The organism is Nonomuraea sp. NPDC003727 (genome assembly GCF_053586935.1).
Window position 1 is genome coordinate 237,958 of the sequence record NZ_JBSFNE010000001.1, and the last position, 11,826, is coordinate 249,783.

Below are 11,826 nucleotides of genomic sequence, written 5' to 3' on the forward strand. Positions count from 1 at the left end.
AAGACCCGTTAGCGTAATCGCATGCCGCGCACCCGCATAACGCTGCTCGCCGTCGTCACGATCATTCTCGGCCTCGTGACCAGGCCTTTCTCGAAGTACGCGGGTGACGCGTTCTACACGGTGCTGCTGTACTGGATCGTGGTGTTCGCCGTCCCGCGGGTGCGGCCCGTGGTGGCGGCGGGGGTGGCGCTGGCGGCGAGCTGGGCGATCGAGTTCGCGCAGCTGCTGAACCTGCCGCGGGTGCTGGCGCCGGTGCTGGGCAGCACGTTCAACCCGCCCGACCTGTTCTGGTACGCCGTGGGCGCGGCGGCCGCCTGCGCCTTCCACCACCTGGTCCGCCACCGTCCGGCCACCCGGGAGTGACCTTCTCGGCTCCTGCTGTCGAATGCCGCGGCCGAGAAGGAACTCGCGGCGGAACCCCTGACCACAAGGCCGCGCGCCGGGCTTCACATCGTGATCCACCCGGCGTGCAGGTCTCCGAGCCGTAGCCGACCCTTAGTGGCAGCCGCCCGAGCCGCAGCACGACCCGCCCGCCTGGGCCAGCATGATCGTGTCCTGGCGACCGGCCAGCTCGTAGCCCGCCTCCGTGACGGCGGCCTCCACCAGCGCGTCGTCCAGCGGCGCCGCGCTGGTCACGGTGACGGCCCTGTTCGCCAGGTCCACCTGCACCTCGCTCACCCCGGCCACCTTGCCCACCTCGGCGGTCACCGAGCTGACGCAGTGTCCGCAGGTCATACCCTCGACCTGATACGTGGTAACGGTCATCGATCTCTCCTCACTGCTGGGAAGCCCGTGCGCATCACTATATACCCCCCAGGGGTTTATTCGCATAGATCCGCTTCCTCAGGGCACGGCGACGAGCATGAGAAACATCGCCTTCCTCGTCGCCCCCGAAGGCGTCGAGCAGATCGAACTGACCGAACCGTGGAAGGCCATCACCCAGGCCGGCGGCACGCCGCAGCTCATCTCCACGCGATCCGGCCAGATCCAGGCCTTCAACCACCTCGACAAAGCCGACGAATTCCCGGTGGACGCCACCGTGTCGGAGGTCTCGGCCGCCGACTTCGACGGACTCGTCCTGCCCGGCGGCGTCGCGAACCCGGACTTCCTGCGCATGCAACCGGATGCCGTCCGCTTCGTGCGCGACTTCTTCGACGCGGGCAAGCCCGTCGCCGCCATCTGCCACGCGCCGTGGACGCTCATCGAGGCCGACGTGGTCCGCGGGCGCACGCTCACCTCGTGGCCCAGCCTCAGGACCGACCTGCGCAACGCGGGCGCGACCTGGGAGGACAAGGAGGTCGTCGTCTGCACGGCCGGCCCCAGCACGCTGGTCACCAGCCGCAAACCGGACGACCTGAAAGCCTTCGACCAGGCCACCGTCGACGCCTTCAGCTGACCGCGACCACCGGGCGAGCGCGCCGAGCGAGCACGCCGTAAACCACACGGCGGGGTGCGCCGGGCCACACGGCGGGGTGCGCCGGGCCGCACGGCGGGGTGCGCCGGGTCGGCCGGTCAGCCGGTGAGGGCGTGGCCGGCCGCCACGCGCGGGCCTCTGAGCAGGGCCAGCGCGGCGATCGCGCCTGCCGTACCGAAGATCGCGATGGCGCCGCCCGCGCCCGTGAACTCGGCCACGATCCCCGCCACCACCATCGCCAGCCCCTGCGCCGCCGTCATCGCGGCCGCGATGACACCGACCGCGCCGCCGCGCCGCTCGTCGGGCACCAGCGCCACGAACTCGGCGTTGGCCACCACCTGGTAGGCGGTCAGCGCCCCGCAGGCCACCAGCAGCACCAGCATCACCGCCAGCGGCGGCAGCGCGGCGGCGCCGAGCAGCGGCACGAAGCTCGCCAGCGCGAGCGGCCCGAGCAGGCGCGCCCGCCGTTCCGGCCGCACCCTCGTGGTCAGCACGAACGTCCCCGCCACGTACCCGGCGGGGATGGCGGCCATGAGGAGGCTCGCCAGGTCCTCGTCCAGCCCGATCTGCCTGCCGTACGGCACGGCGAGCGCGAGCGGCGTCATCGAGAAGGCGGCCAGCAGCGCCAGCATGGCCAGCCACCGGAGCCGGGGATGCCCGGTGATCGTCTCGACGCGGTCGCGCAGCCGCGCCTTCTCGGCCCGCGCCGGCTCCGAGGGCGGGTACGCCGCCAGGCCGGCGAGAAGCGTCGCCGAGAGCGCGAACGTGCCGGCGTCGATCACGAACGCGGCCCCCGGCCCCGTCGCGGCGACGACGAGACCGCCGACCAGGAAGCCGGCGACGTAGGTGACCTGGTTGGTCACGTGGTAGGCGGCCACGCCGACGGTGTAGCGGTCACCGTCGAGCATCTGGGGCAGGATGGCGGCCCTCGCGGCGCGCGCGGGCGACTCCAGCGCCTGCACGGCGAAGAGCAACACGTAAAGCCCGACCAGCGGCATTCCGGGGATGGCAACCAGGATGACGAGAATCGCTCGGGCGAGATCCGCGGAAACCATCACATTTCTGCGCGGATATCGGTCGGCGAGAACCGCGAGCAGCGAGCCGCCCATAATCGCCGGAAGATAGGTGAGCGCGTAGGACAGCGCGGTCAGCCATGCCGACGACGTCCGCTGGTAGACCAGGACGACCACCGCCACCCGGGCCAGTTGGTCACCCAGTTCGGAGATGACGGTCGCGCCCCAGAGACGGCGGAATTCCGCGACGGAGAAGACCTCGCGGAAGCCCACGGACCGCTTTCCCATGGATCATCGCCACCCGTATCCAGAGATCGCAAACGGTTGCAACCTAACAAGATCGAGTGAAGAGATCAAGGACTTGAAATACCCCGGGCAATTGTCGATCATTACGAACGCAGCCTGGATCGCTTTATCACCATAACGAGCGAAAAATCACGATTCATGCTGTGGGCATCCCGAGGGGAAGGGGGTGGCACCGTGCAGCGCGGAGTCTCCTGGACCTGACCGGCGGCCAACCACCTCGTACGGCTGGCCTCGCCAGCCGTACACCCCCGCCCCGCACGTCAGCCGGACCTCGGGACCCGGCGAAGCCCGAGCCAGCGCGCCCGCCCCGCACGCCATCTCGGGACCCGGCGAAGAGCCGGACCGCCCCAGCGTGCCCGCCCCGCGTGTCAGCCGGACCTCGGGACCCGGCGAACGGTGAGCCATCCCAGCGCGCCCGCCCCCGCCGGCAGTGCTGGAGGGAGATCAGGCCGTCAAGGCCGTGGCCAGCTCGCGCACCGAGCGCTTGAGCCGTTCGACGCCCAGCAGGCGCACCAGCTCACCGTCGAACGAGGCCAGCACCGTGTGGGCGAGGAAAGCGGCGTCCCTGCCCGGCCGGGCCTCGGCGATCAGCGCCGTGACATGCGTGTGCCAGCGCAGGTAGGTCGGATCGGCGTACTTGTCCTCCGCGCAGGCCCGCTCGTGCGCCGCGAACAGCGCGATGTTGCGCCCCGCCAGGTCGGCCAGCTCGTCGAGGAACCCGAGCAGCCGCTCCCTGGCCGGGACGGCCCGGTCCTCCGCGGCGATCCGCGCGGCCAGCCGTTCGGCCCGCTCGGCCAGCAGTTCCTGGAACAGCCCCGTCCGGCTGCCGAACCTGCGGAACACCGTGCCCTTGCCCACGCCCGCCGCCTCGGCGACGCGGTCGAGCGAGACGCTCTCGCCCGCGGCGAGCAGTTCCTCGGCGGCCCGCAGGATCGCCTCGCGGTTCCTGGTCGCGTCCGATCGCACGCCCCACGCCCCTCTTGTAAACGGACTGACGGTCCCCATACTATCAACCGGACCGACAGTCCGTTTCGTCTCGAAGGAGCGTCATGCGTGCGCTGAAGGAGCTGAAGCCGGTCCAGGCGCCCGAGCCCGTACCCGGGCCGGGAGAGGTGCTGGTCGAGGTCCGCCACGTCTCGGCCAACCACGGCGAGCTCAAGTACCCGCACATCGGCGGCCACGACGCCGCCGGCATCGTGCTGGACGGCCCGCGCAAGGGCGACAGGGTCGTGGCGTTCGGCGCCGGCGCGTGGGCGGAGCGGGCCGTCTTCCCCGAGTCGTCCGTGGCCACCGTCCCCGACGGCGTCGACCTCGCCGACGCCGCCGCCCTGCCGATGGCGGGCCTCACCGCGTTGCGCGCGCTCCGCGCGGCCGGGCCGCTGCTCGGCCGGCGCGTGCTGGTCACCGGCGCCTCGGGCGGCGTGGGCAGGATCGCCGTCCAGCTCGCCCACCGCGCGGGCGCGCACGTGATCGCCGTCGCCCGCCGCGGCGAAGGGCTGCGCGAGCTGGGCGCCGACCAGGTGGTCTCCTCACTCGAGGCACTCGAGGCGCTCGACGCGCTCGACGCGCTCGACGCGATCGACGCGATCGACCCGGTCGACGTCGTGCTCGAACTGCTCGGCGGCCCTCATCTGGTCAGGTCATGGGAGCTGCTCGCGCCCGGCGGCAACCTGCAGAGCATCGGCTGGGCCTCGGGCGAGCCGGCCGCGTTCACCTCGCTGTTCGCGCTCGGCGCCGCCCGATCGATCCACTCGTTCGGCGACGTCTCTCACCCCGGCCCCGACCTGGCGATCCTCGTCGACCTCGTGGCCCGCGGCCTGCTGTCGCCCGAGATCGGCTGGCGCGGCTCGTGGGAGCGCGTCGGCGAGGCCGCCGACGCGCTCTTCGGCGGCCGGATCAGCGGGAAGATCGTGCTGGACGTGACCTGATCCGCTCGTGCCCCGGGTCGTACGGCGGGCGCTGCTCGACCGTGGCCGCCACCCAGGTGCCGTCCACACCGACGGTCACGTTCTCCGGACGCCCGCTCAGGTACACGTAGGCGATCGAGGCGTCCACCCGATGCCCGTACCCGCCGCTGGTCACCCTGCCGGCGGGCGCGCCGTCGACCCGCACGGGCTCACCGCCCAGGCACACCCGCCGCGGGTCGGCCAGCAGCAGGCACCGCAGCGTCCGCTCCGGCGCGGGATCCAGCGCGTCCTTGCCGAGGAAGTCCTTGCCCGCCTGGACGGCGAAGCCCAGCCCCGCCTCGTACGGCGTCGTCTCGGGAGTGATGTCCAGGCCCCAGATCCGGTAGCCCTTCTCCAGGCGCATCGAGTCGATGGCCCGGTAGCCCCCGGGACGCATGCCGTACGGCAGGCCCGCCGCCACGAGCGCGTCCCACAGGGTCAGGCCGTACTCGGCCGGGCAGTACAGCTCCCAGCCGTACTCGCCCACGAACGTCACCCGCTGCGCCAGCACCGGCACGTGCGCCACGCTGATCCGCCGGGCCTGCAGGTACGGGAAGCCGAGGTCGTCGTCACACAGTTGCTCCAGGACGGCGCCCGCCTGCGGGCCCCACAGGCAGTAGCAGGCGTAGGCGGAGGTCACGTCCGTGACGTCGAGGCCGTGGCGGCGCAGCCAGGCGGCGTCGTGCGTGCCGTACGCGGTGCCGGTGACCAGGCGGAACTTGTCCTCGCCGAGCCGGGTGACGGTCAGGTCGGCCTCGATGCCGCCCCGCCGGTTGAGCAGCTGGGTGTAGACGACCGCGCCGACGTTCCTGTCGATCTCGTTGGCGCACAGCCACTGGAGCCGGTCGAGCACGCCCGGCCCCGACACCTCCAGCTTCGCGAACGACGTCTGGTCGAACAGGCCCGCCGCGTCCCTCGTGGCCAGGCACTCCTCCCGTACGGCAGGCGACCACACCCGGCCCGCCCAGCCCAGCGGTCGCGGCCCGTCGCCGGTGGCGTTGGAGCCGTACCAGTTGACCCGCTCCCATCCGGCCTTCTCCCCGAACTCGGCGTCGAGCCCGGCCTGCCGCGCCCAGGCCGGCGAGCGGCGCAGCGGCCTGGCGGCGACGCGCTCCTCGCCCGGATAGACGATGTCGTAGTACTTCGAGTAGGAATCGAGTGCCTTGGCGCGAGCCCACCGCCCCGACCCCGCGTAGCTTCCGAACCGCCGGACGTCCATCCCGAACAGGTCGTACTCGGGCACCCCTTCGACGATCCACTCCGCCATCACCTTGCCCACGCCGCCGGCGGCCGCCAGCCCGTGGACGCAGAAGCCCGCGGCGACCCAGAACCCGCGCACCGCCGTCTCCCCCAGCAGGAACTCGCCGTCGGGGGTGAACGCCTCTGGCCCGTGCACGATCCGCGCCACCTGCGACGGGTCGAAGTCGTCGGTGGTGCGTTCGGCGACGACCGGCAGCCGGTGCCTGGCCGCCGCCCACGACTCCCTGAACTTCGGCAGGTTCGGCTCGAACAGCATCCTCGACTCGGCCAGCGGGTCGGCCGCGTCCCAGATCTCGGGAGTGCGGATGTAGCCGCCGACCAGGATCCCGCCCTCGTGCTCCCGGAAGTAGACGATGTTGTCGGGGTCGCGCACCGTCGGCGTGGCCGCGGGGATGCCGGCGGGGTGCGTCACGACGTACTGGTGCTTGATGGGCACGATCGGGACGTCCACCCCCGCCAGTGCCCCCACCTTTCCCGCCGCCGCGCCCGCGCAGTTCACGACCGTCCCGGTGGTGACCGTCCAGGTCTCCTCGCCTCCCGCGGCGGACGCCAGGCGGACCGCGCGGACCGCGCCCGCGGCCACGTCGATCCCGGTGACGCGCACGCCCGTGACGATCCGGACGCCGAGCTTCGCCGCCCCCTCCGCCAGGGCACGCGCCAGCGCGGCAGGGTCCAGCCACCCGTCGCCCGGCAGCCACAGCGAGGCGAGGACGTCCTCGTCGTTCAGCATGGGCATCAGGTCATGGGTCTGCCTGCCGGACAGCAGCGACATCTCCAGGCCGTAGGTCTCGGCGGCGCCGGCCTGCCGTACCAGCTCCTCCACCCGCTCGTGCGTGGTCGCCAGCCGCAGCCCGCCGACGCCGTGCCAGCCGGGATCGAGCCCGGTGAGCTCGGCCAGCTCGGGGTAGAGCCCGGCCGAATACATGATCATGCGTGTCTGCGTGACTGTGGAGCGCAGCTGCCCGACGAACCCGGCCGAGTGCCAGGTGGTGCCCTCGGTCAGCTCGTGCCGCTCGACGAGCACGACATCACGCCAGCCGAGGCGGGCCAGGTGGTAGGCCACGCTGCAACCGGCCACACCCCCGCCGATCACGATCGCCTGTGCCGAATCGGGTATGTCCATGATCGAAACCGCCCTGTACGTATGAGAAACGCGCTAGGTGGACCGCCACCAGAACCCGGATCTGGCGCGGAGGGGTGGCGGAGGTCTGATGGGCGCATTTCTCATGAGTCACCTTGCCCACAGCAGCGGAATGGTCTAAATGTAGGCCAAAGGGAGTCGCGTATGCCAGACGTGATCGAGTTGGTCTCCGACTGGGCCGGGCGGCCGGTCAGGCAGACCCCCATCAAGGGCGGCCTCAGTCACCTGATCGCCAAGGTCGAGACGGGGGACGGCGAGCGATGGCTGCTGCGCGTGCTGGATCCCGCGGTGTGCGCGGCCGGCCTGGGCATTCCGATCGAGCAGGAGATCGAGAACACGATCAGGGCCGCCGAGACCGGCGTCGGGCCCACGGTGCTGCGCCATTTTCCCGAGGTGCACGCGTTGTTGATCGAATACCTGGACGGCATCACCCTTAACGCCGGACAAATCAACAAAAATCTCGAAAAGGTGGCGCTGGCCTGCCGGCGCCTCCACGCCGGACCCCGCTTCGTCAACGATTTCTCGATCTTCGCCAAGCTGCGCGAGTTCCGCGCCCGCTGCCAGGCTCATGACCTGGCGATTCCGCCCGGTTACGACGACATCCTTCCCGCGGTGGCGGACATCGAGCGGGCGATCCCCGCGTTCCCCACCGTTCCGTGCCACAACGACCTGCTGGCCGAGAACTTCATCGCCCAGGACGACGAGATCCGCATCGTCGACTACCAGCTCTCGGGCAACAACGACCCCGCCTTCGAGCTCGGCGACATAGCGGCCGAGGCGGACCTCGACCCCGACCAGACCGCACGCCTGGCCAGGGCCTACTTCAACAGCGGCGACCACGACTCCCGCGTCCAGCTCTTCAAGATCATGTCGAACGTGACGTGGACCCTGTGGTTCTCCGTCCACCACGGCCTGCTCGTACGGCAGGCCGACTTCGACTACGAGGCCGAAGCGGCGGGCAAGTTCGCGCGAGCCGTACGAGACCTGGACGGCGTCGGCCGCCTGATCGACGACGTCCGGAGGCACTAGCACAACCCGAGGAGATCCCATGACATTAGACGAGGATTCCAGGCGGCTCGCCGAGCTCGGCTACAAGCAGGAACTGTCGAGGACCTGGAGCGGTTTCTCCAACTTCGCCATCTCTTTCTCGATCATCTCGATCCTGGCCGGCTGCTTCACCACCTTCGGCCAGGCATGGAACAACGGCGGTCCGATCGCCATCTCCTGGGGCTGGCCGCTGATCTCGATGTTCATCCTGATCATCGGCTTCTGCATGTCGGAGCTGGTGTCGGCGTATCCGACGGCGGGCGGCATCTACTGGTGGGCGGCGAGGATGGGCAAGCCGATCCACGGCTGGTTCACCGGCTGGCTCAACCTCATCGGGCTGGTCGCCGTCACCGCGTCCGTCGACTACGGCTGCGCGACGTTCCTCAACATCACGCTCAACCGCCTGACCGGCGGCGCCTGGGAGGCCACGCTCTCCCAGGCGTTCCTGCTGTTCGTGATCGTGCTGGTGCTGCACGCCCTGATCAACATCTTCAGCCACCGGCTCATCTCGCTGCTGCAGAACATCTCGGTCTGGTGGCACGTGGCAGGCGCGGCGATCGTGGTCGCCATCCTGGTCTTCGCGCCGAGCGAGCACCAGACGCTCGGCTTCGTGTTCACCGAGACGATCAACAACTCGGGCTTCTCCGACTCCACGTTCTGGTGGTTCGTGCTGCCGCTGGGCTTCCTGCTCACGCAGTACACGATCACCGGGTTCGACGCGTGCGCGCACGTCTCGGAGGAGACCCAGGGGGCGTCGATGTCGGCGGCCAAGGGACTGTGGCAGTCGATCTTCTACTCGGCGGTCGGCGGCTGGGTCCTGCTGTTATCGTTCCTGTTCGCCGCCACGAACGTCGACGAGATCAACAAGCAGTTCGGCTTCGTCGGCGCCATCTTCGACACGGCGCTGCCGGCGAACCTGGCCACGGCGGTCTTCGCCATCTCCACCATCGGCCAGTTCTTCTGCGGGATGAGCTGCGTGACCTCGATGTCGCGCATGACCTACGCCTTCTCCCGCGACGGGGCCGTCCCCGGCTGGCGGCTGTGGTCGAAGGTGGACGGCAACCGCACGCCGGTGAACGCGATCATCGCCGGCTGCGTCGCCGCCGGGCTGATCACGCTGCCCGCCCTCTACGCGCCCGCCGGCCTCGGCACGCCGATCGCCTTCTACGCCGTCGTCTCGATGGCGGTGATCGGCCTCTACCTGGCCTTCCTGATCCCGATCTACCTGCGGCTGCGCATGGGCGACAGTTTCGTGCCCGGCCCGTGGACGCTGGGCCCGAAGTACAAGGTGCTCGGCTGGATCGCCGTCGCCGAGATCGTGATCATCTCGATCTACTTCATCATGCCGCTCTCGCCCGCGGGCGTGCCCTGGAGCCCGGACTTCACCTGGACGGCGGTGAACTACTCGCCCATCGCCGTGGGCGGGGTCCTGATCGGCATCGCGCTGTGGTGGCGGCTGTCGGCCAGGAAGTGGTTCACCGGCCCTCGCCGCACCATCGAGGAAACCGTCGACGGCGCCATCGACGAGACCGTCGGCTGAGCCACCGGGGGTACGGCGGCGCCCGCCGTACCCCCGATGCTTGCAAATTGCTAGCATGACTCCATGGCCACCCTCTACATTCGAGATGTGCCCGAAGCCGTTGCGGAAGCGCTCAAGGAGCGGGCGGCAGAAGCAGGAATGTCCCTGTCCGCGTATGTCGCCAGGGAGCTTGCCGATCTCGCCGCCCGGCCGACCAATGCCGAGATCGTCAACCGTCTGAAGTCGCGGGATCGCAGCGGCGGTCCCTCAACCGCCGACATCCTCGAGGCCGTCTCGGAGAGCAGGCGATGATTGTCATTGACTCGTCGGCGATGGTGGAGGCCCTCACCGGTCGCGATGCCGACTGCGAACTCCTCGACGCCCTCCGGGGCAGCATCCACGCGCCTCATCTGCTGGACGTCGAGGTTCTCTCCACGCTCCGTGGGCTCGCACTGGCCGGAAAACTGTCCCGGGAGGCGGCCGAGCAGGCCCGCATCGACTACTTCGCCCTCCGCATCTCCCGCTACGAACTCCAAGGACTCGCGGAACGGGTGTGGGAGTTGCGACACAACTACACGGCTTATGACGCCTGCTACCTCACCCTCGCCGAGGCCCTCGAAGCGCCACTGATCACATGCGACGGCAAGCTGGTAGGCAACGCCCACGACGCCGAGGTGCGGGTCTTTCCCCGTTGAGGTCGAGCGCGAAGGCGCTCAGGAGGCGTCGAAGGCGCCGGCCACGGCGGTGCGGACCTGGGCCATGTCGGCGGAGCCCCGCTCGCGCAGGAGGGAGGTCATGTCGGCCTCGGGCATGCCGCACGGGACCGCCCACGTCCACGGCTCGAGGTCGCCGTCGACGTTGAGGGCGAAGCCGTGGCTGGTGACGCCGCGCGACTGGCGCATGCCGATGGAGACGATCTTGCGGCGGGTCTCGGTGGTCCAGACGCCGGTGAGCAGTTCGGAGCCGGGCGGGGTGTCGCGGCGTTCGGCCGACAGCCCCAGCTCGGCCAGGGCGGCGACCAGGCGCAGCTCGACCTCGCGCACGTAGTCGACGATCCCCTCGTCGTCGCCGAGCTTGACGATGAGGTAGCCGACCAGCTGGCCGGGCCCGTGGTAGGTGAGCTGGCCGCCCCTGCCCGTCTCCACCACGGGGATGCCCCGGGCGGGGTCGGGCAGGTGGTGCAGCGGGGTGCGCCTGCCGACGGTGAAGACCGAGGGGTGGCTGAGCAGCCACAGCGTGTCGGGACGCGCATCGCGCTGGCGTTCGTCGACCAGCTCCGCCATGCGTTCCATGGCCTTGTCGTAGTCGACGAGTTCGTCCTGGATGAGCGTCAGCGACCGTTCCCTCATGCTTCGAGCATAGGCGGGGTCAGTGGCGCTCAGGTCCGTTGGGCATGAGGATCCAGAGGATGACGTAGAGGACCCACAGCGGTCCGGGGATCAGGGAGAGCAGCAGCCACAGGATCCTGACGAGGGTGGGCGGCAGGCCCAGACGGTCGGCGATCCCGCCGCAGACGCCGGCGATGATGCGGTGTTCTCTCGAGCGGTGCATCGAGTCCTCCGTGTGGTGTCGTTTCACCCGTTCAACGGAGCTGCCCACGATCGACGTTCCTAGCCGCGACCCTGATTGAACCCTGACAGGGTCAGCCACCGCTCGGCCATGGCCAGATGTCGCAAGGTCAGGCCGTGGCGCGGGTCGACCGGCACGAGCAGGAAGTCGTCGACACCCTGATGCCTGCGGAGATACTCCTCGTCGGCGTGCCACAGGTGGTCGTCGAACCAGACGAACGGCCTGCCCCGGACGTAGTCGGCGACACAGGGGGTCTTGAACGACTCGCCCCGCTCGCTCGGCCGCCGGTGCTCCATCGAGACGACCGGCAGCTGGGGCAGGCCGATCCTCGGGGCGATCCACTCGTTGGCGCTGTGCTCCCAGGTGGTCGCCCACACCAGCTCGGCGCGGGTCCTGATGGCCAGCTCCATGAGCCTGGCGCCATGGCGGGCGTTGAGGTGGACGGTGTAGGAGTCTGCACCGATTGTGCAGGTATATCGCCTGAAGTCCGCATTGGGGCGGCCGAACGGGTTGAGCACGCCGTCGACGTCCACGAGCAGCAGGGGCCTCACCCGATTCACCCTAGGGCGCCCTTCATCGATCCGCACGTTCTGCGGGCACGACCCCGGCTC

General features: G+C 70.0%; 14 protein-coding genes. 7 read left to right on the top strand and 7 right to left on the bottom strand.

The window, feature by feature from the left end:
* Window positions 1-21 precede the first annotated feature (21 nt).
* Entirely contained in the window at window positions 22-363 is a 342-nt protein-coding gene (locus ACWDLG_RS01255) for a ribosomal maturation YjgA family protein (RefSeq protein ID WP_354919713.1), read from the top strand.
* Between the two features lie 132 nt (window positions 364-495).
* On the opposite strand, the gene ACWDLG_RS01260 is transcribed toward ACWDLG_RS01255, so the two are convergent.
* A complete protein-coding gene (locus ACWDLG_RS01260; protein WP_449914658.1) occupies window positions 496-765 on the bottom strand; it encodes a heavy-metal-associated domain-containing protein in 270 nt (89 codons plus the stop codon).
* Window positions 766-862: 97 nt separating this feature from the next.
* On the opposite strand from ACWDLG_RS01260, the gene ACWDLG_RS01265 reads away from it, so the two are divergent.
* Window positions 863-1,396, top strand: a complete 534-nt coding sequence (locus tag ACWDLG_RS01265) for a type 1 glutamine amidotransferase domain-containing protein (protein ID WP_449914660.1) — start codon at window positions 863-865, stop codon at window positions 1,394-1,396.
* A 116-nt stretch (window positions 1,397-1,512) separates the two neighbouring features.
* Here the strand turns inward: ACWDLG_RS01265 and ACWDLG_RS01270 are convergent, their stop codons facing one another.
* Together ACWDLG_RS01270 and ACWDLG_RS01275 are read right to left on the bottom strand one after the other, a co-directional pair.
* Complete coding sequence (locus tag ACWDLG_RS01270; protein ID WP_449914662.1) at window positions 1,513-2,715, bottom strand: MFS transporter; 1,203 nt, start codon at window positions 2,713-2,715, stop codon at window positions 1,513-1,515.
* Between the two features lie 462 nt (window positions 2,716-3,177).
* Window positions 3,178-3,699 (bottom strand): TetR/AcrR family transcriptional regulator, encoded by a 522-nt coding sequence (locus tag ACWDLG_RS01275; protein ID WP_449914664.1) that lies wholly within the window; start codon window positions 3,697-3,699, stop codon window positions 3,178-3,180.
* Between the two features lie 83 nt (window positions 3,700-3,782).
* Here ACWDLG_RS01275 and ACWDLG_RS01280 point away from each other — a divergent pair, with 83 nt between their 5' ends.
* Window positions 3,783-4,661, top strand: coding sequence for a zinc-binding dehydrogenase (locus ACWDLG_RS01280; RefSeq protein WP_449914666.1), 879 nt, complete (start codon window positions 3,783-3,785; stop codon window positions 4,659-4,661).
* On the opposite strand, the gene ACWDLG_RS01285 is transcribed toward ACWDLG_RS01280, so the two are convergent.
* A complete protein-coding gene (locus ACWDLG_RS01285; RefSeq protein ID WP_449914668.1) occupies window positions 4,630-7,062 on the bottom strand; it encodes a GcvT family protein in 2,433 nt (810 codons plus the stop codon). The two genes, ACWDLG_RS01280 and ACWDLG_RS01285, sit on opposite strands and share 32 nt — an antisense overlap.
* A gap of 162 nt (window positions 7,063-7,224) precedes the next feature.
* Here ACWDLG_RS01285 and ACWDLG_RS01290 point away from each other — a divergent pair, with 162 nt between their 5' ends.
* The 4 genes from ACWDLG_RS01290 (at window position 7,225) to ACWDLG_RS01305 (ending at window position 10,341) form a co-directional block, all read left to right on the top strand.
* Window positions 7,225-8,109 carry a phosphotransferase gene (locus ACWDLG_RS01290; RefSeq protein WP_449914670.1) on the top strand — a complete coding sequence of 295 codons (885 nt, stop codon included), beginning with the start codon at window positions 7,225-7,227 and terminating at the stop codon, window positions 8,107-8,109.
* A 19-nt stretch (window positions 8,110-8,128) separates the two neighbouring features.
* A complete protein-coding gene (locus ACWDLG_RS01295) occupies window positions 8,129-9,667 on the top strand; it encodes an amino acid permease (protein ID WP_449914673.1) in 1,539 nt (512 codons plus the stop codon).
* Between the two features lie 63 nt (window positions 9,668-9,730).
* The gene (locus ACWDLG_RS01300; RefSeq protein WP_354919687.1) at window positions 9,731-9,958 is read left to right on the top strand and encodes a FitA-like ribbon-helix-helix domain-containing protein; all 228 of its coding nucleotides are present in this window, start codon (window positions 9,731-9,733) and stop codon (window positions 9,956-9,958) included.
* Window positions 9,955-10,341, top strand: coding sequence for a type II toxin-antitoxin system VapC family toxin (locus ACWDLG_RS01305; protein WP_449914677.1), 387 nt, complete (start codon window positions 9,955-9,957; stop codon window positions 10,339-10,341). The genes ACWDLG_RS01300 and ACWDLG_RS01305 overlap by 4 nt, the downstream gene beginning before the upstream one ends.
* A gap of 18 nt (window positions 10,342-10,359) precedes the next feature.
* Here ACWDLG_RS01305 and lipB read toward each other — a convergent pair whose 3' ends face one another.
* From lipB to ACWDLG_RS01320, 3 genes are read right to left on the bottom strand one after another with little or no spacing between them, the layout of a single operon-like run.
* The gene (gene lipB / locus ACWDLG_RS01310; RefSeq protein ID WP_449914678.1) at window positions 10,360-10,995 is read right to left on the bottom strand and encodes a lipoyl(octanoyl) transferase LipB; all 636 of its coding nucleotides are present in this window, start codon (window positions 10,993-10,995) and stop codon (window positions 10,360-10,362) included.
* Between the two features lie 19 nt (window positions 10,996-11,014).
* Window positions 11,015-11,197 carry a PspC domain-containing protein gene (locus ACWDLG_RS01315; RefSeq protein WP_354919678.1) on the bottom strand — a complete coding sequence of 61 codons (183 nt, stop codon included), beginning with the start codon at window positions 11,195-11,197 and terminating at the stop codon, window positions 11,015-11,017.
* 59 nt (window positions 11,198-11,256) lie between these two features.
* Window positions 11,257-11,766 (bottom strand): HAD domain-containing protein, encoded by a 510-nt coding sequence (locus ACWDLG_RS01320; RefSeq protein WP_449914681.1) that lies wholly within the window; start codon window positions 11,764-11,766, stop codon window positions 11,257-11,259.
* Window positions 11,767-11,826 lie beyond the last annotated feature (60 nt).

Coding starts and splice junctions, on each gene's coding strand:
- ACWDLG_RS01255 (WP_354919713.1), top strand. CDS start 22: ATGCCGCGCACCCGCATAACGCTGCTCGCCGTCGTCACGATCATTCTC.
- ACWDLG_RS01260 (WP_449914658.1), bottom strand. CDS start 765: ATGACCGTTACCACGTATCAGGTCGAGGGTATGACCTGCGGACACTGC.
- ACWDLG_RS01265 (WP_449914660.1), top strand. CDS start 863: ATGAGAAACATCGCCTTCCTCGTCGCCCCCGAAGGCGTCGAGCAGATC.
- ACWDLG_RS01270 (WP_449914662.1), bottom strand. CDS start 2,715: ATGGGAAAGCGGTCCGTGGGCTTCCGCGAGGTCTTCTCCGTCGCGGAA.
- ACWDLG_RS01280 (WP_449914666.1), top strand. CDS start 3,783: ATGCGTGCGCTGAAGGAGCTGAAGCCGGTCCAGGCGCCCGAGCCCGTA.
- ACWDLG_RS01285 (WP_449914668.1), bottom strand. CDS start 7,062: ATGGACATACCCGATTCGGCACAGGCGATCGTGATCGGCGGGGGTGTG.
- ACWDLG_RS01290 (WP_449914670.1), top strand. CDS start 7,225: ATGCCAGACGTGATCGAGTTGGTCTCCGACTGGGCCGGGCGGCCGGTC.
- ACWDLG_RS01295 (WP_449914673.1), top strand. CDS start 8,129: ATGACATTAGACGAGGATTCCAGGCGGCTCGCCGAGCTCGGCTACAAG.
- ACWDLG_RS01300 (WP_354919687.1), top strand. CDS start 9,731: ATGGCCACCCTCTACATTCGAGATGTGCCCGAAGCCGTTGCGGAAGCG.
- ACWDLG_RS01305 (WP_449914677.1), top strand. CDS start 9,955: ATGATTGTCATTGACTCGTCGGCGATGGTGGAGGCCCTCACCGGTCGC.
- lipB (WP_449914678.1), bottom strand. CDS start 10,995: ATGAGGGAACGGTCGCTGACGCTCATCCAGGACGAACTCGTCGACTAC.
- ACWDLG_RS01315 (WP_354919678.1), bottom strand. CDS start 11,197: ATGCACCGCTCGAGAGAACACCGCATCATCGCCGGCGTCTGCGGCGGG.